Below are 24,676 nucleotides of genomic sequence, written 5' to 3' on the forward strand. Positions count from 1 at the left end.
TGCCGGGTGGTGTGGGGGGACAGCGGTGAAAGCCGCTTCCTACCCGATTAAAAAAAACGAGAACTAACAACAAACCTTGACCCCAGCGGGGTCTTACCTGAAGCTAAAATGTTTTAAAAATGTTTGGATGCAATGTGCTAAAATGAGTTATGCATATTCCGGGTTAAATCAAAGCTTCACCAAATGTCATTTCTATTTTTTATATTAGAAAGCAAATTAGGAAAAGTGAAAAGACTGTTTTTATTCTTATTTGGCCTGTACACTATTCAGGTTTCGGCTCAAAGTATATGTGGGCAAAATCGTTATTTAGAAGAAACTTTTTCCAATGTAGAGCTCACTACGGGGATTGAATATGGCAGTGCCGACCCTTATGGACTGATCAACAACCAGACCTTGCGGCTGGATATCTACGAGCCGCAAGGAGACACCCTGGAAAAACGTCCTTTTTTGATCCATGCTTTTGGCGGTGGTTTTTTAATTGGTGCCAGGAATGAACCGGATATTCCCAACTGGGGAACCCAGTACGCTAAAAGAGGTTTTGTGTTTGTTTCCATTGATTACCGGTTGGGATTCAATGTCACTGATCAAAACAGTGCAGTTCGTGCGGCATATAGAGCAGCCCAGGATATGCGTGCAGCTTTGCGTTTTCTGGCCGACAGTGCAGAGGTCTATCGCCTGGATATGGACAATGTATTTCTTACCGGAAGCAGTGCCGGGTGCTTTGCTGCATTGATACAGACTTTTATGAAGGAAAGCGACCGTCCGGCTTCTACCTATGGGACACTGCTGGAACCACAAGATCTTGGCTGTGCCAATTGTTCGGGCAATAATAACAACAACAACCAGGAAGTCCCCGTACACGGCATTGTTAATAATTGGGGGGCATTGCTCGATACTGCATTTATTAACCTGGCTACCGATCCGGCAGATGATGTGCCGGTAATTTCGTTTCACGGTACAAATGACTTGATAGTGCCTTATAGCTCGGGTTATCCTTTTAGTGTGCCAGTTTTTCCTGTTGTGCATGGCAGCGAACTGATACATCATCGGCTCGATGAACAGGGCATATATAATCGCCTGTATCCTCTAATTGGCCTGGGTCATGAGCCTGAACTCACCAATCCCTGGGTGACGGATACCATTGTAGAAAATGCTGCTGCTTTTTTATATGAATTGATGCGACCGCAAACGGATACCATAATTGGAAAAAAATCAGCTTGCCAGGGCGATGTGGAAACATACAGTGTCTCAGCTCATCCAAACAGTCATTATTGCTGGGAAATTGTGGGAGCTAATTTGCTGAATGAAAACCACAATTCAATTGAGGTAGAGTGGCTTTCAGTAGGGCAGGGCAGTATTTCCGTGGTGGAATACAATGCTATCCACGCCAAAACAAATCAGGAAATTGAAGTGAGTGTAGGTCTTGAGCCCAATGCTGATTTCAACTACAATAGCACAGATGGCTTGTTTGATTTTAGTGCTTCGGACAGCAGCGGACAAAATTATTTTTGGGATTTTGGAGATGGGAATTCAAGTCTGCTTGAAAATCCACAGCATCAATACAGTGACACGGGGAGTTTTGTAGTAGAATATTTGATTTCAAATGCTTATTGCAGCAGGTCAAAAAGTGATACGCTTGTTTCGGATTTATGTCCTGAAGCTGATTTCACTGTAGAAGCTATTGATAGCCATGCCTATATTAGCAATCATTCGCAGTTTGGAACTGATGCTTTGTGGGATTTTGGAAATGGACTAACATATAGTGGCTTTGAGCCCCATGCACTTTATGATGAAAATGGCAATTATCCCATTCAATTGATATTGAGCAATGCTTTTTGCAGCGATACATTTTCTACTGTGGTAGAGATTGTGCATTGTCCCATTGCAGATTTTGAGATTTCATCAAATGCTTTGGAAATAGAAATTTACAACCATAGCAGCAACAACTTTTTAAATTATTGGGATTTTGGAAATGGTAATGCTTCACGACAGGAAAACCCTGTGCAGCTATTCGATTCAGCTGGCATTTATGAAATTAGCCTGATCGTTTTCAATTCAAAAAACTGTAGTGATACCCTAAGTAAATTGATTTATCTGGAAGAAGATACTGCAACAGTAGGAATACATGAAATTCAGGATTATGTGCTTGAAATATATCCTGTGCCTTCATCCGGGCTATTGAATATTGATTTAGGGCAAGGTGCTTCAGCCTTTGTTTCACTGAGTATTTGGAACTTGGCTGGAAGCCAAATTTATTACAGCGAATCCATTGACAATCAATTGAATATTGCACATATGGCTGATGGTGTTTATTTGCTGAAAATCAAAATGAAAAATCAGGTATTGATCAGGAAAATAGTAAAAACCTAAGTTCGGAAATTATTTATTGCTCAGAATGCCAGAAAATAGTGAGATTCGACTGGAAATATTGATGGAATAGCGGGCTATTTTGAGATATTTCCGGGAAGAAGATTGCTGTTTTCTGGCATTTGAAATCCATAAAACGCAATTTGCAGCGTTGCATTCCCGTCCGCATGGAGCATCCGGGCGGATGCTTGGTTTATCCCGATAGACCTTCACAAATGCGCCTTGCCTACCTGGCTGCCTATGGCAGCTTACGTTTTAATGAATTTCCCCGCCTGTCCGCCCGGCCAAACCATTCGGACGGGCATGAAGCATTCGGGCAGGTGAGCTTTTAAATAATTATCGAACTCAGGTTAAAACAAGAGTAATGTTTTTCAGACTGCTTTAAGTTTGTATTCATTCAACACAAAATCAATATCTACAGAGAAGCCTCTTTCTTTTTCTTCAAAGTTGATGGTTCCAGACAACATTTCTACACGTTCTTTAATATTGCTCATTCCCTGACCGTTGTTTAGGGTGTCTTTGATATTGCTAATGCCCACCCCATCATCAGAATAGGAAATTTTAAGTTTGTTGTTTTCGTGCCAAATATGTAAATCTATATTTTTGGCAGAGGCATGTTTTATGGTATTGGTAATCAACTCCTGTACTATTCGGTAGATGTTGTTTTTAAGAATGTAGGAAATGATTTCTTCTTCAAAATAGCAGTCTAAATATAAGTTCAGTTTTCCCAGGCTGTTAATATTGTGTTCAATTTTTTTAAGGCTAAGCTTTAGGCCTTTTCTTTCCACTAATGAAGAATTTAAATTGAAGGAGATGTTTCTGGTTTCTTGCATTGATTCCTGAATCAGTGATTTAATGATTTTGAGGTGTTTGTCAAAATTTTTTCCCGGATTTAGTGATTCTGCAAATAAATTAAGACCGGCAAGTTTTTGCTGTAAACCATCGTGTAGGTCTTTTGCTATTCTGTTGCGCTCCCTTTCTTCACTTTGCACTATGCGCATTTGCAGTTCCTTTTCTTTCAATAGCATTTTTTCTTCAATTTTTTCCCTTTTGTCAATTTCATTTTTTGACAATAGATAAACAAATAATCCACTGAAAAAAATGAAAAAAATACCTTTATAAGATTGTAAACTGGCCAATTCTTCTTTATTTGTAGTTATTGTCTTTAAAAAATAATCAGAAAACAGTATCCATAAAACCCCCAAAACTATATAGCCAAAGGCAACCCGGATTTCTGGTCTTTTGCTGAGTTCAGTTAATTTTAGTTTTAGCATCATGTATTTATTATTAGTTTGCAATTGAAGTTAACCTTTTTAGTAATTATGAATAATATTTAAAGAATAAAATTGGGAAAAGCTAATAAGTGACTTTGGCTGTGAGTCTTTTTAGGTTATTTTTGCAATGCAATGACAAAAGAACAGATTAAAATTATTGAGTGTCCGAGAGACGCGATGCAGGGTTTGAAGGAATTTATTCCAACAGAAAAGAAAATTGCGTATTTACAGGCATTATTAAAAGTGGGTTACGATACCATTGACTGTGGCAGTTTTGTATCACCCAAAGCCATTCCCCAGATGGCCGATACTGCTGAAGTTATTCGCAGTCTTGATCTTTCTGAAACCCAAACAAAACTCTCTGTAATCGTTGCCAATAAAAGGGGAGCGCTTGAAGCTTCTGAATTTCCGCAGGTCAATTGCCTCGGTTTTCCTTTTTCAATATCAGAAACCTTTCAACTGAGAAATACAAACTCTACAATTGAAAAAGCCCTGGACAGGGTTAAGGCTATTCGTGAAATTACAGCCCGTAAAAACAAGGAATTTGTGGTTTACCTGTCAATGGCGTTTGGCAACCCCTACAATGACCCCTGGAGCCTGGATATTATAGAACATTGGATATCAGAACTCAGCAAACTGGGTATACGGCACATTTCACTTTCCGATACCATAGGCGTGGCCGGCCCAGATGAATTGACTTATTGTTTCGAGGAGCTTTGTCCTGTTTTTGAAGAAATAGAATTTGGTGCTCATTTGCACACACATCCGCACAATTGGCGTCCAAAGGTGGAGGCATCATTTAAAAATGGTTGCAAGCGATTCGATGGAGCCATCAGGGGCTTTGGCGGTTGCCCAATGGCCAAGGACGAACTGGTGGGAAACATGCCAACTGAAAACCTGATTGCGTATTTTGAAGAGAATAATATTCCGACAGGCTTGGACAAAGCAGCTTTTGCAGAAGCACAAAAAATGGCATTAGAGGTTTTCCCGGTTTAGTTTTGTGAAAAATCAAACAGATAATCGGAAATAAACCGATTAAGTTGCCTGAAATTTACATTTTTTTGATGGCGTATTACCAAAAAGCCATTTCGATTAGTGGCTGGGCTTCTTGTCTGAACATTTAAGTTGTCTAAAAAGTCATTGCTAACGATGTCTTTGTAAGTCGTTCTCCAACTATCAATATGCACGAGCGCAATTTGCTCCGCATCTCTCGGTGTAGCTGTCCTGATATTGATTGTTGAATTTGTCACGCTACTAAATGTAAAAAATTGTGTTTGCCTTGCATGGTAAATATAGTTCATTAAAGTAAACGTCCCAAAGGGTGAGTTTTACCCTTAAACCAAATGTAGAGAATGATATAGGCACAAGAAAGCCAACGCACATTGCCAGCTCACAATTCTCGATAGGGAGTTAATCCGTAGCGAGGGCGCTACTGATAGGAGGTGCGTTGGTGGTCATTTGACCGTCAGCCGTCTCGATTAGCAGTTTGTGCTTTATTTTGTCAGTCGCTACGGTTTGTCAGTCGCTACGGTTATTTGAAAAGTTTTTGCCACCATTTTAATTGTTTCTTCTGTTTTGTCGTTGATTTATTTTCTGTTTTGTCTTTACTTGAGTAAATCACCTTTCCATTATCATCTTTAACGGTAATTTTTATTAAACTCCTTATCTTCTTCTGTCTTTCGGTCAGTGGTTTATCTTCGGTTTTGTAGCAACCTTCTTCTTCGTCCCATACTTCCCATTCAGATTTTGTCGAAAGAGAAGTATTGTCGTAGTAATGTTCAATTTCTTCCCATTCGCGGTTATCATATGGATGGTATTTGCGTAATCCAAAATCAGTTACTCCTATAACTGGCTTCCAATCCTTTTTCTCTTTACCAAGGTTGCTTCCGTTTTCAATAAGTTCTGAAAGTGTAAAAATTTTCGGTTCACTTTTCCTATTACTGCTATCGGTGAGATATAATTCTAAACAATCCGGGCTGTGTGAGTTATCTATTGATTTGTAAACTTGGCTGTTAGAGCCGAACATTTTTCTAATCGTCTGTGCTTGCTTTATATTGTAATAATCCCAAGTGATATGGTGTGCTATCCAATGCCAATCAATATTCCAAGTCTTTGTATAATGTCCGAAACTGCTGGCTAAGTTTTGAGATGATTTCGTGTTTTCAAGAGTATCCTGTATAATATCAGCAAGTTGCTTTAAGTCGAACTCGTCCAATTGTAGATGACCGTATGAAACGATAGGTTTGACTATAAGTTTGTTTACATAGTCCAATGCCCTGTCGTTCAACTTTAAGTCAAGTGCGCTCATCATTTTCAATTTTCTTCGTCAAGAACATACCATTTAGTAGAGTTCATGCCTGTATCTTTAGCAATGTGAACGACTTTTACATTTTCATATTTACTGCTCACAAACTTTACTGCAATTTCGTTAGGAAGAACATTTTGCGCATCGAACTGTGCTTTAAACGCACCTTGCCGTCCAAACATTTTCATTGAAGGTTCATCATAGGATACTTCTTGAGTGCTAATGTGTCCACCGACTTTAACGGTAATATCATCTATATCCACAACAACTCTTTTTTCTGATTTGTAATGAGTGGCAGTAATATTCAGATAATAACCGTTTCTACTTGAATAAATCTTATAGATAGTAGTATACGTGTCGCCTTCTTCTTTATACTCCCGTGTATATTGAATGGGGCTAAATTCATTAACACCGGTACAGAAGTATCCTTTATATTTTGTCTGAGAGTAGGCGTTACTCATTAATAGAATTAATGTCAGTGTCATTAATCCTTTAAAAGTCTTTGTCATTAAGTTTTTCATTTTCTTGATTTTTTTTAATTTTCGCCTACTCTAATCGGTTTTCGGCTGACCCGTTTTTGGTCTGCTGTGTCGTTTTTCAGCATAACCGCTAACTCGTTTATAAAACTCAATTTATGACACAAAGCCAGCTATTTTTGCTTGTATTAGGTGTCATAAATGCTTTTTTTATTTTTTTAAGATTGATAAAGATAAAAAATATTATAAGCCATCAAACGGACTTTGAATAATGCTGCTTAAATTCTGGCTTCAAAATATAGGCTGTTGAGTTTTTCCTTGAGAAACAAAGAGCACCGTTGACTGGTGGGAGATTGCCACATCCTTAGCAACTGCACAAAGCTGCACGCAAAGGATTCGCAATGAACGATTTCATTTAGAGGTTTTTTGCTGCTGTCAAATCCGGATAGTTAAAAACTATTCTACAAATTTCCCGTTATTTGCTATGATGAAGTCATTAATGTTTTTCATATTATTTTCAATCACAACAACCCAATATTCTATGGCACAGCAAACCGAACAAGCCACCTTTGGAGCAGGCTGCTTCTGGTGCGTGGAGGCAATTTTTGAAAGATTAAAAGGCGTGAGTGAAGTGGAGGCAGGTTATTCAGGAGGAGCGGTAAAAAACCCTTCTTACAAAGAAGTGTGCCGTGGTACTACCGGCCATGCGGAAGTGGCAAGGATTACTTTTAACCCAGAAGTGATCTCTTTTGAAACCCTGGCAGAAGTATTCTTTTACACGCATGATCCCACCACATTGAACCAACAAGGCAATGATGTGGGTACACAATACCGTTCGGCCATTTTTTATCACACCGAGCAGCAAAAACAGGTAGCGGAGAAAGTAAAAGATAAGGTAGAAGCTGAAGGTTATTACAGTGATCCTGTGGTTACAGAAATTTCACCACTGGAAAATTATTATGCGGCAGAAAACTACCACCAGAATTATTTTGAGAACAATCCCAACCAAGGCTATTGCGCTGCGGTAATCCGACCCAAGCTGCAAAAATTTATGCAGCAGTATTCAGATTTGCTGAAAGAGTAAACAAAATGCAAATCCTAAGTACTAAGCTTAAAATCCCTATTTTTTTGCTTCAAAAATATTTAAAACCTTTTTTGTCTTAGCTTAAATTCCTAAAAAAAAGAAACTGTCAGACGGTTAGTGTATTTAAACGGCTTATGCCGCTTAACAAGCTCCAAACATTTGTGTAAAACATAATGCTATTAAGTAAAAAACCGTCAGACAGTTTGCTCAATTGTTTATTTTGATTGCACGAAATATAATCCGATAGCCATCGGAATCCAATTTATGCAGCAGTATTCAGATTTGCTGAAAGAAGAATAGCATGTTATAATTTCTCATCAAAATAATAAAGATACTCGTCTGTTAGATGCATTTGGCTGAGCCATAGCTCATCATTTGTCAATTTAACGATGTCGTACAATTCTGCATCTTTTTGTCCCAGACTGTCTGTGTATATAACCACAATGCTTAGGCCTTCATTGTCAAATGTCCATTTGCCTTCTTGCACAACGGTGCTGTCCCCAATGCTCGTATTGGTAAATGTGGTTTCAAGACGAACATTATCATCTTTATCAAATATAATTTCAGTAGGATTGAAAAGCGCCACAGTATCTGTGCGGTTTAGCACAATTTGCTTCAACTCCCATTCATTGGTCAATCTTCCTTTTTTGGTGCGCAGCGAAACATTGGGCCCGTACTCGTATTTATTGCAGGCAAATGTTGCTAAAAGAAAGAGTATTATAAGTATTCCTGATGTTTTTTTCATCATTTATTGATTTATGAACTAAAGATAACATAGAAATGTAAAACAGAAGGTCACTATGACTAATAAATCATGTTAAATTTATCATTGCTTATCCGCAATTAATTCCTCTGAACGGTACGGAATATGATCGAGGGCATTTCTGTTTTCCTTCACTATTTCAAAATATTGGTCAAAATATTTTGAAGCTACAGGTTTGGATGGCGGAATTTTTTCTTTCAAAGGATCCACCTGTGCACCGTTTTTCCAAAAGCGATAGCAGACATGCGGGCCGGTTGCCAATCCTGTACTGCCCACATAGCCTATTACTTGTCCCTGCTTTACTTTAGCTCCTGATTTGATGCCTTTTCCAAATTTAGACATGTGCAGATATTGCGTAGTGTAGGTGCTGTTGTGCCTGATTTTTACATAATTGCCATTGCCTCTTTTATACTGTGCCTCTATTACAAGACCATCGCCAACTGACATAATAGGCGTACCGTGAGGTGCAGCATAATCAGTTCCCAGGTGTGCTTTTCTGCGCTTTAGAATAGGGTGAAAGCGATTTTTATTATAGCGCGAACTGATTCGGCCAAATTTTAGTGGCGATTTTAAAAGTGCTTTGCGCAGGCTGCTTCCGCATTCGTCAAAGAAGTCGCCAATTATAGTACTATCGGGATTAAAATAGAAAGCGTAATATGCTTCACGTGTATGCTCAAACAAACTGCTTTCAATATGGTCAATGCCCACCCGCTGTCCGTCTATGTAATTGTCGTAATAAATCACTTTAAAACGGTCGCCCTTTTGCAAATGATAAAAATCTATGGTCCAGGCATAAATTTCTGACAGTTCTATTGCCAATACAGGACTTAGGTTTTCTTTCATTAGTGTTTCGTAGAGCGAAGAAGTGATTATACCTGATGCTGTTCTGCGAATTTTATAGGTCTCTTTTTTTCCGGTATAGATGCTGTCTTCCCTTAAACTATAAACTGCGAAATTGATGGGGTCAATTTCATATACCATATATACGGGCGTATTGAGCGAATCTTTCTCAAAATACAATTGATAATTTTTTCCGGCTTTTAGATTTCTTGTTGGAAAAATATTTTTTGAACCGCTTTCAATATTTACAATTTTCTGATAGGGAACTCCGACCGGCAATAAAAGATCTGCAAGGTATTCGTTGCGTCCGATTTTGGCTTCTTTCACATTGTATTTCTGCATATTGAAACCATAGATCCATTCTTCTTTCAGGCACAGGCTGTCAACTTTTGTTGCGGCAGTGAGTTCTTCAGCTTCTATTTGGGGCGCTTCAACAGGAACATCGCTCCAATTTTTGTAGAATAAAACCGAAATTAAGATAAGAAAAGGAAGGAGCAAGAGGGCTCCAATTTTTTTAGATTGACTCATTAAGTCATTATTTTTTTAGAATCTGGTTAAAACCGCGTCCGGCAATAGTATTCTCAGTGTGCAATTTCCTATTTTCGCAGCAAAAATAACGTAAAATTGATGGAAAACTTATCAAGACGAATCAGTGAATTGCACGAATCTGCTACAATAAAAATGGCGCAGTTGGCACGGGAATTAAAAACGCAGGGCAAAGATATTATCAGCCTGAGTTTGGGTGAACCCGATTTTGATACCCCGCAGCACATCAAGGATGCCGCAAAAAAAGCCATTGATGATGGTTACACATCCTATCCACCTGTTCCCGGATATACAGAGTTAAGACAAGCCATAAGTGAAAAGTTCAAAAGAGAAAACAAGCTCGATTATGCAGCGGAACAAATTGTGGTTTCTACCGGAGCCAAGCAATCGCTGATCAATGTGGTGCTTTGTCTTGCGAATCCCGGTGATGAAATTATAATTCCCGAACCCTATTGGGTCAGTTATGCTGCGATGGCGCAATTGGCGGAAGCCAAAATGGTGAATATTTCCACCAATATTGATGCGGATTTTAAAATCACAGCCGAGCAATTGGAAAATGCAATTACAGACAAAAGCAAGCTGTTTATGTTCAGCTCGCCTTGTAATCCTACGGGTTCAGTTTATAGCCGCAATGAATTGGCCGCACTGGTTGAAGTCTTTAAAAAGTATCCCCAACTTTATATTATTTCTGATGAAATTTATGAGTACATCAATTTTGAAGCAGGTCATGAAAGTATTGGTACTTTTCCTGAAATAGCCGATCGGGTAATTACCGTGAATGGTTTTTCAAAAGGCTTTGCCATGACCGGCTGGCGCGTGGGTTATATAGGAGCGCCATTGTGGATTGCCAAAGCCTGTACAAAAATGCAGGGGCAATATACTTCAGGAGCTTGTTCTATTGCCCAAAAAGCTGCTGAAGCTGCCATTAAAAGCGGTGCAGATGCCTCAAAGGAAATGAAAGCTGCCTTTCAGCGTAGAAGGGATATGCTGATTGAATTGCTGGAAGCAATGCCCGGCTTGAAAGTCAATCGTCCCAAAGGTGCATTTTATATATTCCCGGATGTAAGTGCTTTTTTCGGTAAATCGTATGATGGCGAAAAAATAAAAGATGCCGATGATTTGTGCATGTACCTGTTGAAGGAAGCCAATGTTTCACTTGTAACAGGCTCTGCATTTGGCGCGCCCAATTGTTTAAGAATATCCTATGCCGCATCTGAGCAAGATTTACGCAAGGCAATGTCGTTAATTAAAGATGCTTTAGGTAAATTAGCCTGATATGCCATATATCAAAAATTTATTTGAGCAATTTTCTAAGACCAAAGTGCTTGTGCTGGGCGATATAATGCTCGATCATTATTTGTCGGGAGATGTAGATAGAATATCACCTGAAGCGCCTGTACCAGTTGTAGTTGCCAAAGATGAGTATTACAGACTTGGTGGTGCAGGCAATGTAGCGCTGAATTTAAAAGCCCTGGGGCTTTCACCCCTTATTTGTGCTGTTGCCGGAAAAGATAGTGCAGCCGGACAATTGCAGGAAGTATTGAAAGCCGAGGCCATCAGTGCTGATTATTTGCTTTATTCTGAAAAGCGGCCAACCACAGTAAAGACCCGGGTTTTGAGCAAAAGCCAGCAATTGCTGCGCATCGACAGTGAAAATTCTGCTGATTTAGAGGCAGGTGAAGAAAATGCTTTATTGGATAAAATCAGGGATATATTTGAGCAAAATAAGCCCGAAATATTGATCTTGCAGGATTATGACAAAGGAGTTTTGACAAAGCATGTGATTGAATCTGTTACTGAAATGGCATTAAAGCAAGGGACATTCATTGCTGTGGATCCCAAATTCAGACATTTTTTCAATTTTGAATATGCCGATTTATTCAAACCAAACTTAGCTGAACTCCGCAAAGCATTCTCAATGGAAAGCTTATCAGTCAAGCAATTGGATGAATATTGCTTACCATTGTTAAAACAGCAAAAGCACAAGAATTTAATGGTAACGCTTTCGGAAAAAGGCATTTATTGGAACAATGGAAAATCGGGTCAGCAATTTCCTGCAAAAGTCAGGAATATAGCCGATGTGTCGGGGGCAGGAGATACCGTAATTGCTGTTGCAGCGCTTGCTTTGTATCATGGTTTGAGCGATAAAGACATTTGCAGATTGAGCAATCTGGCAGGAGGGATTGTGTGTGAATCACTGGGGGTGGTACCGGTAGATCCCCGGAAATTAGTGGACGAATGGCAGCATAATGATTAATATTTTCAAAAGACTCAAAGAAGGGTTTAATATATTTCTTTTCGACAACCAGAAAAGAGTAAAGGAAATTTTCTTCTACTTCACTTTGCTGGCTTGTGTAGTTGTTTCTGCGTGCATTGTTGTTTATTATGGCTTTGAGCACAGTCCTGAACGCTTAGAATTGTTGCAAGATATAATTAAGGTAAACTTTCTGATTTTTTTGAGCAATTACCTGATACGCCTTTTCTTTTCTTTTGAGCGCCTGAATTTTTTGCGTACTACTAAGTTTGAAGGTTTTTTAATGCTGCTGCTGTTTTACGAATTGCTCAGTCAATTTTTTTACGAAAAACCTTTGCTTGATCATGTTTTCCAGCGGCTGAATATTGAGGCCTATGAAAGTTTTTATGTGGTCTTTACACAGTTGTATATCCTGCTATTTATAGCCATCCAATTGATAAAATATTTGCGTTCAGCAGTCAATCTCAATATCAAGCCATCTTTGCTTTTTGTATTGTCATTTTTGGGGGTGATCTTTATTGGCAGTGCTTTGCTGATGTTGCCCGAGATGACTGTCCAGGAAGGGTCTATGCGCTATGTGGATGCTTTTTTTACTTCTGTTAGCGCCACTTGCATTACCGGACTGGTGGTGGTGGATACGGCAACATTTTTTACGGTAAAAGGCCAGGCCGTGATATTGCTGCTGATGCAATTGGGTGGAATTGGCATTATTTCATTTGCTTCCTTTTTTGCTTTTTTTCTGAAAAAAGGATTGAGCTTTCGCCATCAGACAGTGTTGCAGGATTTTTTTAGCGAAGATTCGCTGGATAATTCCAAATCGCTTATTCGCCAGATTTTCTTTTTCACATTTTCAATAGAAGCACTTGGCATCTTTTTAATCTATTTTTTATGGAGTGCAGATATGGCTTTCAGTAGTGTAGGGGAAAAAGTGTTTTTCTCAGTATTTCACGGTGTCTCAGCTTTTTGTAATTCTGGTTTTGTAATTCTCGAAAACGGTTTGATGGCAGAGCATGTTGCCAATAATTATATTTTACACATTGTACTTGGTGTACTGATTTTCATGGGGGCACTGGGCTTTCCGGCTATGCGGGATATTTTAAGCATACAGAATTTGAGGGCACGACTGAAAATGCCCTGGAAGCAGTGGAAATTAAGTACTACGGTAGCCGTTTATGCTTCTGTGATTTTGGTGGCTTTCGGCATGCTGTTTTTTTGGGCACTTGAGAAAGACGCTGCCATGAAAGGGATGAATTTTTTTGAGATGTTTGTCACTTCATTTTTTCAATCTGTAACTACTCGTTCTGGGGGCTTGAATACAGTAAATATTGCAGCATTGTCGGTTCCTACCCTAGTGATTTTTATATTTCTGATGTTTGTTGGTGGGTCTTCCGGGGGCACAGGCGGAGGAATTAAAACTTCTACTTTCTTTCTGATTATGCTGTCAGTAAGAAATACCATTACAGGAAGGAATCAATTGCAATTCAAGCGTAGAAATATTTCCTACAGTCTGCTGAATCGCGCTTATGCACTGTTTATTTTCTCTTCCTTCTCTATCTTGTTCGGAATATTTGTGTTGACCTTAACTGAGGATGCCGATATTTTGGCCATCACTTTTGAAGCGGTGTCGGCCTTTGCTACTGTGGGGCTGAGCATGGGGCTTACTCCCGATTTAAGTGATGTGGGTAAGATTGTGATTTCACTGGGGATGTTTTCCGGCAGGGTAGGACTGCTGACCTTTGCTTTTGCGCTGAGCACAAGAGTAAAATCCAACAATTACCGCTATCCAAATACCAATATGATGGTGGGCTAAGCCGCTGTTCTGGTTTTTTGCATCGAAAAATCAAGATTAAATCTGCATAATGCCATTGAGCCCAGGTAACTACATAAAATTTATTAACCGATCATTGTATCTTTTTGCTGTAATCGATATAAGTCGCTGTATTTTTTGATGGCATATTGCATAAAATAGCGGAAATTAAGTTTTTCACCTGTTACTTTTTCACAAAGTGCATCTGCGCTGTATTGCCTGCCATATTGATGGATATTGCTGCGCAACCAGTCCAAAGCAATCTTGCAATTTCCATTTTCCAATTCTTGTTCCAGGTTGGGGAGGTCTTTTTTCATTTGCGCATAATATTGGGCTGCATAAAAACTTCCCAATGAATAGGTGGGGAAATAACCAAAACCACCATGCGACCAATGAATATCCTGTAGCACACCTTGTGCATCAGAGGGCACATCTACTTTCAGGTACTCCTTGTATTTGCTGTTCCAGAATTCAGGCAATTCTTTGATTTTAATATCTCCTGAGATCAGGGCTTTTTCAACTTCGTAGCGCACCAATATATGAAAATGATAAGTCAGTTCATCTGCGTTGGTTCTGATAAGAGAGGGCTTTACCAAGTTCATTGCTTTGTAAAAGTCTTCCACATTTACCTGCATCAACTGATCGGGAAAATAAGCTTGGATACTTTTGTAAAAAGCTTTCCAGAAAGGCAAACCGCGACCGATATTGTTTTCCCAAATCCGAGATTGAGACTCATGTACTCCCAGTGAAATTGCTTCACCTGCAGGCATTCCATATTCCTCCGAAGGCAAACCCTGTTCATAAAGTGCATGTCCGCCCTCGTGAATACAGCTCCAAAGCATTTCACTCAGATTCTTTTCATCTACCCGTGTAGTAACGCGTACATCCTGAGCAGAAAAACTGGTAGTGAAAGGATGGGTAGAAAGATCTTGTCGTCCGGATTGCATGTCGTATCCCATTGCTTTGAGGATGTAAATCCCAAAATCCCATTGCTTGTTTTTATCAAAATGCTGAAACATAAATGCATCATTGTTTTGTGGTGTATTGAAAATATGTTCCACAAAACCCACCAATTCACTGCGTACATCAGAGAAAAGCTGATCCAGGTCTTTGACAGTAGCACCCGGTTCGTAGTCTTCGAGTAAGGCATCATATGCCTGGCCTTCATAACCCACCAGGTCGGCTTCCTGTTTTTTCAGGTCCACTAGCTCAGAGAGCTTTGGAGCAAATATGCTGAAGTCATCTTCTTTCCTTGCCTTTTGCTATGAAGAGAAACTTTGCGATATTGTTTGGCTCATTTTTTCCACAAAATCACGGCTGTATTTTTTCTTGCGTTCGTAATCTTTCTTGATCTCAGCAACATTGCGCTGTTCTTTAAAATCGAGGGAAGTTGTTTCACTGAGCGTCTTGAGCAAATCGCCCATTTTCTGGTCGGTGAAAAACTCGTGGGCAATGCCCGATAGTGTTGAAAGTTGACGCGAACGAAAGGAAGCACTGTTTTCAGGCATAAAAATTTCCTGGTCCCAATTGAGTAAAGCAGCAGAATATTCCACATCAGCTATGCGCTGCATTTTATCTTTTAATTCCTGGTATGTTTTATTCATTGTTTAAAGCTTCTTGTGTTGTTTAAAATCGCCCCAAGTTATCAATACTAAAGCATTTGGCAAAAAACAGTGAGAGTTGGTAAGCTGAATTATTTAAACTCTTCCCCAACTATTTCAAATTTTATTGGTTAATTATCATCGGTATTTATGTAAATCCTGCATCACATTCTAAATTTATCTTTCATTTCAATCTGAAAAAACGTATTTTTGCATTCTGTAAAAAAATAAAACACAATTATGATTACTGAAAAAACAAATTACAAAGTAAAAGACATCAATTTGGCCGAATGGGGCAGAAAAGAAATAGAATTGGCCGAGGCGGAAATGCCTGGTTTGATGGCATTACGTGAAGAGTTTGGAAAAGAAAAACCTTTGAAAGGTGCGCGTATTGCAGGTTGTCTGCATATGACCATCCAAACTGCCGTATTGATTGAAACGCTTACTGTATTGGGGGCTGAAGTGACCTGGTCTTCTTGCAATATTTTCTCCACACAAGATCAGGCTGCTGCTGCTATTGCTGCCACAGGCGTTCCTGTTTTTGCCTGGAAAGGAATGAATGCAGAAGAATTTGACTGGTGTATTGAGCAAACCCTATTTGCTTTTGAAGGCGGCAAGCCTTTGAATATGATTTTGGACGATGGTGGCGATTTGACCAATATGGTTTTTGACAACTATCCAGAATTGGCAAAAGATATCAAAGGATTGTCAGAGGAAACCACCACTGGTGTACATCGCCTGTACGAGCGCATGAGAAACGGAACACTTGTAATGCCCGCCATCAATGTGAACGATTCTGTGACTAAATCTAAATTTGACAACAAATACGGCTGTAAAGAATCATTGGTAGATGCTATTCGCAGAGCTACGGATGTAATGATGGCTGGAAAAGTAGCCGTGGTTGCAGGATATGGCGATGTTGGAAAAGGTTCTGCTGCTTCACTGAGAGGTGCAGGTGCCCGGGTAATTGTTACTGAAATCGATCCTATTTGCGCACTTCAAGCTGCAATGGATGGTTTTGAAGTAAAGAAAATGATCAATGCTGCTCCCGAGGGTGATATTATTGTTACGGCTACCGGAAACAAAGATATTTTGGGTGCTGAGCATTTTAAAGCAATGAAAGACAAAGTAATTGTGTGTAATATTGGTCACTTCGACAATGAAATTGATGTTGCCTGGTTGAACAAAAATTCTGAGGAAGGCAAAATCGAAATCAAGCCGCAAGTTGATAAATACAAAATCAATGGCAAGGACATCATCTTATTGGCAGAAGGTCGTTTGGTGAATTTAGGATGTGCAACAGGACACCCTTCATTTGTAATGTCCAACTCTTTTACCAATCAGACATTGGCACAAATTGAACTTTGGACCAATACCGATAAGTATGAAAACAAAGTGTATGTGCTGCCGAAGCATTTGGATGAAAAAGTAGCCAAATTGCACCTGGAAAAAATCGGTGTTGAATTGGATGAGCTCAGACCAGATCAGGCTGAATATATTGGCGTAACTGTAGATGGTCCATACAAACCTGAGCATTACCGCTATTAATAATTAGCTTATTCTATTAAATTTAGAAGCCGTCTCATTATCAATATGGGGCGGTTTTTTTGTTGTGCAACAATTCAACTTAGCCTTTAGCCATTCATAAAAATGCGTGGTCATGAGCAGCATAATCATGGAGTAGATAGTATCTTCTACAGGAATTGTTCCTAATCTATATCCAATATTTTCAGCGTCATTGTACCAGACAATAGGCTCTGTCAATGCTGTTCCGGTAAGAATGCCATTAACTATAAAAAAGGGAATCAAAGAGACAGCGTAGGCCAGATAAAAACGTCCCAGGTATCCATCCTTGCCGGATATTAAGAGATAAAGCAAAAAAATGGATGTCAAAGTAAAAGTTACAACAGTGTACAAACGATCGTGAAAAGCAATTGCAAGTAGAACAAGGAGTAGGAGTAAAAACACACTAATGCTTTTTCGATATTTTTTAAGAATATCATCGGGATTGTAGTAGTTCAGCACTTCATAAATAAACAAACATGAGTAGGGAATACAGAAGAAAAACAAGTATTCCTCAAGGGGTAAATTAGCGAGATAAATACCGGACAAATATTTCGGATTAAATCCCCAGATACCAATATGAGTGAAATAAATATCCCAGGTAATGAATACAAATGCCATTAGTGCAATGGCAGGAATGAGTGCTTTCCATTTTTTGTAATAGGCCACTCTTTTTTCAAAACTGAGCAATAGCGGAATGGCAATGGAAGCACAATTGATCAGTAAATAACTGTACATAAATAGGGATTGCTGTTCCAAAATAGGCACTTATATTCCTTCAAGAAATCTTCTGAGCGGACTTTTGTCTTTATCAACTTTTCTAATGGCAAACAACTCTTCAAACTGTTCATTCATAGCATCTTCCACTTTATTTCTCAAAGACCAAAGTACATCCTTATCGTCTTCTTTGCCTTGCAATGCTTTGGTTGAAATTCGCTTGCCGTATTTAATATAGAGTTTTACAGGTTTGGGAAGTGATGTAATGCCAATTCCGGTTGCAATTGGAGGTATTTCCTCCCCGTTTTTAAAGAATCTTTTTGCCAGGCCTGTCAGCTCCAGAAATTTACCTGCCGGAGAACTCATAATATCCTCTGAATCGTAGTGAATATCATAGGCATCATCTCCTCCAATACTTGTGACAGGAACAATGTCATAGCCAAATTCAATCGCCATTCGGGCAAAGCCAGTGCGTTTTTTCCAGGTAAGTTTGTATTTCTCTCCTTTTAGTTTGCAGGTTTCCCTTGCTCCTCCGGGATAAACCAGGATGTTTTTCTTTTGGCGCATTAATTCAGCGCATGCTTCTCTCGATCCGTTGATAAATCCAATTTTGGGAATTATATCTCGCCAAAAAGGAACATTGAAATGCGCTTTGTCAACCAGCGACATCAGGAAAATATCTTTTTTAAGGTACATTTCTGCACCAAATAAAGTGCCGTCTGTTACTCCAAAAACGGTGTGATTGGTAATATAAAGTGCAGGTCGTGTACTGTCTAAATTGTCCATTCCATAAAAGGAAGGTGAAAAATAGAATTTCAAAGGAGCGATAAGTTTTTTGACAAATTCCTTTGAAGGGGGAGTGAAATTTACTAAAGGGTTTGCTTTTTTAGGGTCGGGTTTTTGAGACATTTATCCGGGTTTGAATGGGGATTAATTGTAAAGTTAACCATTTTGCGAATTATTCGTAGAAATAAGAAAAACAGAAAATGAACCGAACCATATATCTGATTCCCGGAGTAGGAGCTGATGAAACAGTTTTTCAAAATTTGAGGTTTCCGCCAAATTATGAAATCAGACATATACAATGGATAAAACCGGAAAATGGTGAGGATGTAGAAGCTTATGCCAAAAGGCTTTTGCCGCAAATTGACCCGAATACACAACCTGTTTTTGTAGGACTTTCTTTCGGGGGAATTGTGTCTATAGAACTTGCAAAACTGACCAGTGCTGCCAGAACAATATTGATTTCAAGCATCAAAACTGCAAGCGAAAAACCTCTTAAAGTTTCTTTATTGTCAATGTTGGAATTTTACCGCTGGTTTCCTGCCCGTGTTTTAACTTATTTTGATTTTTGGCATGGCTGGGCATTTGGAAAACTGAGTAGCGAAGAACACGATATGATAAAAAAGATGATCTCCAATATTGATATTGAATTCAATGAATGGGCCGTGCATCAAGCCATCAATTGGCGTAATATGGAAAGGTTGGAAAATGTAATTCATATTCACGGAGACCGGGACAATATTTTTCCTTCTATTCACTTGAGAAATTATATAAAAATCAAAGGGGGCACGCATTTTATGATTGTTCGCAGGGCGGAGGAAATCAACCGGATACTCAATATTGTATTGAAATATGAAAACCTTTACAACAAAAAATCCGCCCAGGAAGTAGCGAGCGGATTCAAAATAAAGAGGAAGGAAATCATAAAATAAAAGCTGCTGCTTTATGCCGAAACTCTGTTACTTGCCCCGGCATCCATTTTCTCAAGCAGATTGATATTAATAGCCAATTCACTATTATTTCCTTCAATAAGGTCGAAGCTTACTAAATCATTTTCTTTAGGAAGCTCGTATTCAATGTCCTCAAACTTGCAAAATAAGTCTTTGCCTGATTTTGAACATTTAATATATCCATAACCAAATCCGTGATTTAATTCTATGAGTATACCTTTGTTCATAATGTGTAGGTTTGGTAGCTGTTAATTTAAGTGAATATGTTTGTAAAAAGTTCACTGGGACTCGATTTTTTAGATAAGTTAAAGATAAATCGAATACAGTACCTTGAATTTAATAAATAAAGTCTACAAATACTAAATATATCGAACAAAAGTATTGCCTTTAATAGATTAGTACAATACAACAAAAAACAATTATTGTTTAAAACACGCTGGTTATCAGCTTTTTATGAAAACGAAAAGGGCGTTGAAATTAATTGCAGAGAAAATGAAAATAAGCTATTGAATTCAATCTATTATTGAATATTGGTATAAACAGCCTGCACATCATCGTCATCTTCGATTTTGTCCAGCATTTTTTCAATATCTGCCATTTGCTCTTCGCTAAATTCTACGGGAGTGTTAGGAAAGCGTTCCAGGGTGGCTTTTTTAACCTCAATACCTTTATCTTCGAGGGCTTTGGACAGGGTTCCGAAATTGGTGTAATCTCCATAAACCACTACCAAATCATCCTGAAGTTCAATTTCATCCAGTCCGGCATCAATTAATTCCAGTTCCAGCTCTTCGATGTCCATGTCATCCAGTTTTTCAAATTCAAAAACAGCTTTGCGATCGAACATAAATTCCAGGGAGCCTGAAGGGACAAGCCCACCACCGGCTTTGCTGAAATATGCTTTTACATTGGCCACGGTTCGGGTTGTATTATCAGAGGCACATTCCACAAAAACCAAAACTCCGTGCGGCCCTTTGCCTTCATAACTGATCTCTACATAATTGGCTGCATCATTGCCTTCAGCACGTTTTATTGCCGCATCGATATTGTCTTTGGGCATATTTTCCGCTTTGGCATTCTGTATTGCAGTGCGCAGTTTTGAATTCATTTCAGGATCTATGCCTCCTTCCTTTGCTGCTACTGTAATTGCGCGAGCAAGTTTTGGAAAAATTCTCGACATTTTGCCCCAGCGTTTTTCCTTTGCTGCTTTTCTGTATTCAAATGCTCTTCCCATTCTGTTGATTATTGACTTATTGCAAAATTAAACATTGTCAGGTGTAAACTTCCATATTTGGCACTGAATAAAAAAGCGATTTGAATTGTCCTATTTATACAAGTTGGAATTAATCACTCCCCATTTTTGCAGGCGATGCTGAAAGCTTGTGAAAAGTACGCCCAAACCATACTTTACGCTTCTTTTAAAATTGATAGAAGAAGCTTCTTTAAAATATTTTGTAGGGCAGGTAATTTCACCGATGGGGAATCCTTTGAAAATAATTTGACTCAACATTTGATTGTCGAATACAAAATCATCGGAATTGGCTTCTAAATTCAGACTTTGAAGTACTTCCTTAGAAAATGCCCGGTATCCGGTGTGGTATTCGCTTAATTTTTGTCCTCCCAGAATATTTTGAGTTAAAGTGAGGAAACGATTGGCCAGGTATTTATACAAGGGCATCCCCCCTTTTAAAGCGCCATTGCCCAAAATTCTGCTGCCCAAAACTACCGGGAACAGATCATTTGCAATTAGATGCGCCATTGATGGAATAAGTTTGGGCGTATATTGGTAATCGGGGTGCAGCATTATTACAATATCTGCATTGAGTGCTAATGCTTTTTGATAACAACTTTTTTGATTGCCGCCATAACCTTTATTTTGTTCGTGACGAATAATGTGCTGAATTCCTAAATTTTTTCCCACTTCAATAGTGTTGTCTTTACTTGCATCATCTACCAAAACAACATCATCTACTATTGTAAAATCAATCTCTTTGTAGGTTTTTTCAAGCGTTTGTGCAGCATTGTATGCCGGAAGTACTACTACTAACCTTTTGCCATTGATCATAGCTGCAAAAATAAATCTTTTACGCTTTATTCCTATATAGGGAAATCAAAGATGAGGTTTTTAAACAATTAGGGATATCTATTAAAAAAGCAGGATATTTTAATATTTTTAAACTCGCAATATGCATTTTAATGTCTAATTTGGATAAACCTTATGCAGTTTAACTTGTTGCTTGGATTATATTTAACTATAAAAAAATCAAAATGGAAGAAGCAAATGTTGAAGAATTAACACAACAAGGAATAGATTATCTTTTTGAAGTAGGGCCAAGTATTTTATTGGCAATAATCACACTTTTTGTAGGGCTCAAGGTGATTAACCTGCTGGTAAAATTTTTAAGAAAAACACTGGAAAAATCCAGCGCTGAAGAATCCCTCAATTCGTTTTTGACCAAACTGGTATCGGTACTGCTCAAAGTGATGTTGGTTATCAGTGTAGTTTCAATGCTTGGGGTTGATACCACTTCTTTCATAGCCGTACTTGGTGCTGCTGGTCTTGCTGTTGGCCTGGCATTGCAGGGTAGCCTTGCAAATTTTGCAGGTGGGGTTTTGATTTTACTGTTCAAACCATTTAAACTGGGTGAATTTATAGAAGGCCAGGGAAATATGGGCACTGTAGAAAGAATAGATATCTTGCATACTGTATTAAATACCCCTGACAATAAAGTAGTGGTAATTCCCAATGGGCAATTGGCCAATTCACCTGTTACCAACTATTCCAGAAAAGAAACCCGTAGGGTCGACTTTCCGGTAGGCATCAGCTATGGTTCTGATATCAAAAAAGCCAGGGAAGTAATTCTGCGTGTAATCAGTGCTGATGAGCGTGTATTGCAGGATCCGGCTCCTATGGTTGTGCTTACAGAGTTGGCTGACAGTTCCCTGAACCTTTCTGCAAGAGCCTGGACAAAAGTAGCTGATTATTGGGGCGTTTTCTGGGACAATCTCGAGAAAATAAAAGAGGAACTTGATAAAGAAGGTATTGAAATTCCTTTCCCACAAAGAGATGTGCATATGTTTAATGAGAAGTAGTTTTGCGTAAAATACTTTTAAAGAGCCTGTTTTTCCAATTGAGAAACGGGCTTTTTTCATTTATATATTTGGTATATCAATCCCTCTCAGGTTTTTGTACAGCTCAAGCGCATAAACATCTGTCATTCCGGAAATAAAATCGAGCACACTCATTACTTTTTCATAATCGCTGTCATTTTCATCAAAATGATATTGTAGTGGTATAAGCAGTAGAAGTTTTTCGTGGCGGCTTAATCTTTCAGATTCAGGAGTTAATGCAGCTTCTGTAAAATCCTCAATCAGGCCGGACATAATCCTGAAACCCGCCATTTCAATCTTGATCACACTTTTATAATTGTAAATGCGATGGATTGATGTCTTTTCAATGTCTTTTAGCACGTTCCTTGCTATTTCTATTCCATCCATCAGGGAAGTATTAAATTGCCCTTTAAGGATTTTATCAGCATTGTTTTGAAAAACTTCACAAACCATTTGCACCAGGGTGCTGATGGATTTTGCGCGCAAATAGGCAATTTGTTCGTTTTTGTCGGCTTCTAAAACTCTCAACCTGCTTTGTAGTTTATCTTGGTCTTCATTTTTGTTCAAGCTGATGAGAGCTGTAAAAGCATTGATGACTTCTGCTGTACTTAAAATGCCAAGTCGGTGCGCGTCTTCAAAGTCAATAATGCTGTAACAAATATCATCGGCAGCCTCTACAAGAAAGACAAATGGATGCCGTAAAAATGCGCCTTTGTTTTCCGGGTCTGGAATCATATTTAATTCCCGGCATATATTGCTGAAAATTTCTTTGTCTGATTGAAAGTAACCGTATTTCTTCAGATGAAGCTTTTTTTTATCTCTCTGATAAGCAGCGCAGGGATATTTTAAAATACTGGCCATAGTAGGGTAGGTGAGTTGATAACCTCCGGGCATACGGCCTTTGAATTGTTTGCTAAGTATTCTCAGCGCATTGGCATTGCCTTCAAATTTTATAAGATCAGCCCATTGTTTTTCAGTAAATCGCTTTTTGAATTTTTTATCCTTTTCACCTCTTTCAATAAAATATTTTGAAATGGCTTCTTCTCCAGAGTGTCCAAATGCAGGATTGCCCAGATCATGTGCCAAACAGGCAGCGGCAACAACACTTTTTAAATGGTTTTGATAAAAATCCACTGCTTTTTTATCTTTTTTCACTTCGGGTAGTGAACTGATGTATTTTCCGGTAATTTCCCCAAGGGAACGGCCTACACTTGCCACTTCCAGAGAATGGGTCAGGCGGTTGTGTACAAATACATGTTCGGGCAAGGGGAAAACCTGTGTTTTATTTTGCAGCCTTCTGAATGCTGATGAAAAAATAATCCGGTCGTAATCGCGCTCATAATCAGAGCGGTCGCTTTGGCTGTTCTCAGCTTGTCCCAGTCTTTTATTGGTAAAACAATTGTTCCAGTGCATCATTTAATCTTGCTGATTTGCTTGTTTGAAGGCTCTAAAATAAGCATCTAATTTAAGTATGAATCCATTTTAATTTAAGCGTTTCCCATATCCTGCAAACATCAATAGTAGTCCCAAAAATAAAAATGGAATGGAGAGCAATTGACTGGTATTAAGCCCCCAAAAAACTGAATCGGATGCTTTGAAAAATTCCAGTGCAATGCGCAGTATGTTGATGCTTGTCAGCATTAATCCTGTGTAGATGCCCAAATGCGTGATTTTCCATTTTTTGAAATACAAGGTATATAGTATAAGGCCAAGCAAAAGATATGCAGCTGCCTCCATTAATTGAACAGGGTAGCGAGGTAAAGAACCGGCATTTTCAAATACAATACAAAATGCGCAGTTGCTTATTTTCCCGTAGAGTTCACTATTGGCAAAATTTCCCAGCCGAATAATGGCTGCACCAAAAGGAATGGCAATGGCCATGCGGTCGAAAATCCACCAGTACCAGATATTGCCCCAAAACCGGGTGTGAAATACAACTCCAAAGATAAAGCCTATTGCAGCGCCATGACTGGCAAGTCCACCTTCCCAAACCATTGGGATTTCCCATAAATTGGTTTTGAAATAATTCCAGTCGTATAAAAACACATGTGCGAAGCGGGCAAAGACTAAACTGCTGACAATAGAGCAAATCAGCAGACCACTCATTTTATCGGTAGGTGCATTTTCCCTGTAGGCAAAAAAGTAAAGTGCAAAACTGCCATAGAGTAAAGCAATGGCTAAAAGCAAGCTGTAAACCGGAATTTGAAAAAATCCCAGATCGATCGATTCCATGCCCGG

Annotated in this window: 22 protein-coding genes and 1 pseudogene; 9 read left to right on the top strand and 14 right to left on the bottom strand. The window is 38.9% G+C overall.

Annotated elements, in window-relative coordinates:
• The first annotated feature begins 183 nt into the window (after positions 1 to 183).
• The gene (locus WD048_02690; protein ID MEX0811096.1) at positions 184 to 2,370 is read left to right on the top strand and encodes a PKD domain-containing protein; all 2,187 of its coding nucleotides are present in this window, start codon (positions 184 to 186) and stop codon (positions 2,368 to 2,370) included.
• Between the two features lie 368 nt (positions 2,371 to 2,738).
• Here the strand turns inward: WD048_02690 and WD048_02695 are convergent, their stop codons facing one another.
• Positions 2,739 to 3,644, bottom strand: a complete 906-nt coding sequence (locus tag WD048_02695; protein ID MEX0811097.1) for a histidine kinase — start codon at positions 3,642 to 3,644, stop codon at positions 2,739 to 2,741.
• 129 nt (positions 3,645 to 3,773) lie between these two features.
• Here WD048_02695 and WD048_02700 point away from each other — a divergent pair, with 129 nt between their 5' ends.
• Positions 3,774 to 4,637, top strand: a complete 864-nt coding sequence (locus WD048_02700; protein ID MEX0811098.1) for a hydroxymethylglutaryl-CoA lyase — start codon at positions 3,774 to 3,776, stop codon at positions 4,635 to 4,637.
• Here the strand turns inward: WD048_02700 and WD048_02705 are convergent.
• From WD048_02705 to WD048_02715, 3 genes are all read right to left on the bottom strand, one after another.
• Complete coding sequence (locus tag WD048_02705) at positions 4,634 to 4,891, bottom strand: hypothetical protein (protein MEX0811099.1); 258 nt, start codon at positions 4,889 to 4,891, stop codon at positions 4,634 to 4,636. The genes WD048_02700 and WD048_02705 overlap by 4 nt on opposite strands.
• A gap of 281 nt (positions 4,892 to 5,172) precedes the next feature.
• On the bottom strand, positions 5,173 to 5,949 hold the full coding sequence (locus WD048_02710) for a hypothetical protein (protein ID MEX0811100.1): 777 nt from the start codon (positions 5,947 to 5,949) through the stop codon (positions 5,173 to 5,175).
• Between the two features lie 5 nt (positions 5,950 to 5,954).
• The gene (locus tag WD048_02715; GenBank protein MEX0811101.1) at positions 5,955 to 6,467 is read right to left on the bottom strand and encodes a hypothetical protein; all 513 of its coding nucleotides are present in this window, start codon (positions 6,465 to 6,467) and stop codon (positions 5,955 to 5,957) included.
• A 496-nt stretch (positions 6,468 to 6,963) separates the two neighbouring features.
• On the opposite strand from WD048_02715, the gene msrA reads away from it, so the two are divergent.
• A complete protein-coding gene (gene msrA / locus WD048_02720) occupies positions 6,964 to 7,506 on the top strand; it encodes a peptide-methionine (S)-S-oxide reductase MsrA (GenBank protein MEX0811102.1) in 543 nt (180 codons plus the stop codon).
• 304 nt (positions 7,507 to 7,810) lie between these two features.
• Here msrA and WD048_02725 read toward each other — a convergent pair whose 3' ends face one another.
• Both WD048_02725 and WD048_02730 read right to left on the bottom strand, forming a co-directional pair.
• Positions 7,811 to 8,251, bottom strand: a complete 441-nt coding sequence (locus tag WD048_02725) for a DUF5004 domain-containing protein (GenBank protein ID MEX0811103.1) — start codon at positions 8,249 to 8,251, stop codon at positions 7,811 to 7,813.
• Positions 8,252 to 8,332: 81 nt separating this feature from the next.
• Entirely contained in the window at positions 8,333 to 9,637 is a 1,305-nt protein-coding gene (locus WD048_02730; protein MEX0811104.1) for a peptidoglycan DD-metalloendopeptidase family protein, read from the bottom strand.
• Positions 9,638 to 9,736: 99 nt separating this feature from the next.
• Between WD048_02730 and WD048_02735 the strand changes: the two genes are divergently transcribed.
• The 3 genes from WD048_02735 to WD048_02745 are packed head-to-tail and all read left to right on the top strand — an operon-like array spanning position 9,737 to position 13,719.
• On the top strand, positions 9,737 to 10,930 hold the full coding sequence (locus WD048_02735; GenBank protein ID MEX0811105.1) for a pyridoxal phosphate-dependent aminotransferase: 1,194 nt from the start codon (positions 9,737 to 9,739) through the stop codon (positions 10,928 to 10,930).
• 1 nt (position 10,931) lies between these two features.
• Complete coding sequence (locus tag WD048_02740; GenBank protein MEX0811106.1) at positions 10,932 to 11,912, top strand: bifunctional ADP-heptose synthase; 981 nt, start codon at positions 10,932 to 10,934, stop codon at positions 11,910 to 11,912.
• Complete coding sequence (locus WD048_02745; GenBank protein ID MEX0811107.1) at positions 11,905 to 13,719, top strand: potassium transporter TrkG; 1,815 nt, start codon at positions 11,905 to 11,907, stop codon at positions 13,717 to 13,719. Before WD048_02740 ends, WD048_02745 begins: the two co-directional genes overlap by 8 nt.
• A gap of 83 nt (positions 13,720 to 13,802) precedes the next feature.
• On the opposite strand, the pseudogene WD048_02750 reads toward WD048_02745, so the two are convergent.
• Positions 13,803 to 15,320, bottom strand: a pseudogene (locus WD048_02750) (carboxypeptidase M32).
• 237 nt (positions 15,321 to 15,557) lie between these two features.
• Here WD048_02750 and ahcY point away from each other — a divergent pair.
• On the top strand, positions 15,558 to 16,865 hold the full coding sequence (gene ahcY / locus WD048_02755) for an adenosylhomocysteinase (GenBank protein ID MEX0811108.1): 1,308 nt from the start codon (positions 15,558 to 15,560) through the stop codon (positions 16,863 to 16,865).
• 3 nt (positions 16,866 to 16,868) lie between these two features.
• Here the strand turns inward: ahcY and WD048_02760 are convergent, their stop codons facing one another.
• Together WD048_02760 and WD048_02765 are read right to left on the bottom strand one after the other, a co-directional pair.
• On the bottom strand, positions 16,869 to 17,618 hold the full coding sequence (locus WD048_02760) for a lycopene cyclase domain-containing protein (GenBank protein MEX0811109.1): 750 nt from the start codon (positions 17,616 to 17,618) through the stop codon (positions 16,869 to 16,871).
• A 30-nt stretch (positions 17,619 to 17,648) separates the two neighbouring features.
• Positions 17,649 to 18,506 carry a lysophospholipid acyltransferase family protein gene (locus WD048_02765; GenBank protein ID MEX0811110.1) on the bottom strand — a complete coding sequence of 286 codons (858 nt, stop codon included), beginning with the start codon at positions 18,504 to 18,506 and terminating at the stop codon, positions 17,649 to 17,651.
• 77 nt (positions 18,507 to 18,583) lie between these two features.
• Between WD048_02765 and WD048_02770 the strand changes: the two genes are divergently transcribed.
• Entirely contained in the window at positions 18,584 to 19,312 is a 729-nt protein-coding gene (locus WD048_02770; GenBank protein MEX0811111.1) for an alpha/beta hydrolase, read from the top strand.
• An 11-nt stretch (positions 19,313 to 19,323) separates the two neighbouring features.
• Here WD048_02770 and WD048_02775 read toward each other — a convergent pair whose 3' ends face one another.
• The 3 genes from WD048_02775 to WD048_02785 form a co-directional block, all read right to left on the bottom strand.
• Positions 19,324 to 19,557, bottom strand: coding sequence for a cold shock domain-containing protein (locus tag WD048_02775; protein ID MEX0811112.1), 234 nt, complete (start codon positions 19,555 to 19,557; stop codon positions 19,324 to 19,326).
• A gap of 293 nt (positions 19,558 to 19,850) precedes the next feature.
• Positions 19,851 to 20,561: a YebC/PmpR family DNA-binding transcriptional regulator gene (locus WD048_02780; protein ID MEX0811113.1), complete on the bottom strand. Its 711-nt coding sequence runs from the start codon at positions 20,559 to 20,561 to the stop codon at positions 19,851 to 19,853.
• Between the two features lie 90 nt (positions 20,562 to 20,651).
• Entirely contained in the window at positions 20,652 to 21,392 is a 741-nt protein-coding gene (locus WD048_02785) for a glycosyltransferase family 2 protein (GenBank protein MEX0811114.1), read from the bottom strand.
• 203 nt (positions 21,393 to 21,595) lie between these two features.
• On the opposite strand from WD048_02785, the gene WD048_02790 reads away from it, so the two are divergent.
• Positions 21,596 to 22,420 carry a mechanosensitive ion channel domain-containing protein gene (locus tag WD048_02790; GenBank protein ID MEX0811115.1) on the top strand — a complete coding sequence of 275 codons (825 nt, stop codon included), beginning with the start codon at positions 21,596 to 21,598 and terminating at the stop codon, positions 22,418 to 22,420.
• Positions 22,421 to 22,480: 60 nt separating this feature from the next.
• Here the strand turns inward: WD048_02790 and dgt are convergent, their stop codons facing one another.
• Both dgt and WD048_02800 read right to left on the bottom strand, forming a co-directional pair.
• On the bottom strand, positions 22,481 to 23,854 hold the full coding sequence (gene dgt, locus WD048_02795) for a dNTP triphosphohydrolase (protein MEX0811116.1): 1,374 nt from the start codon (positions 23,852 to 23,854) through the stop codon (positions 22,481 to 22,483).
• 66 nt (positions 23,855 to 23,920) lie between these two features.
• Positions 23,921 to 24,670, bottom strand: coding sequence for a prolipoprotein diacylglyceryl transferase (locus WD048_02800; protein ID MEX0811117.1), 750 nt, complete (start codon positions 24,668 to 24,670; stop codon positions 23,921 to 23,923).
• Positions 24,671 to 24,676: the final 6 nt, after the last annotated feature.

The organism is Chitinophagales bacterium (genome assembly GCA_040877935.1).
Classification (GTDB): Bacteria; Bacteroidota; Bacteroidia; order Chitinophagales; family CAIOSU01; genus JBBDNB01.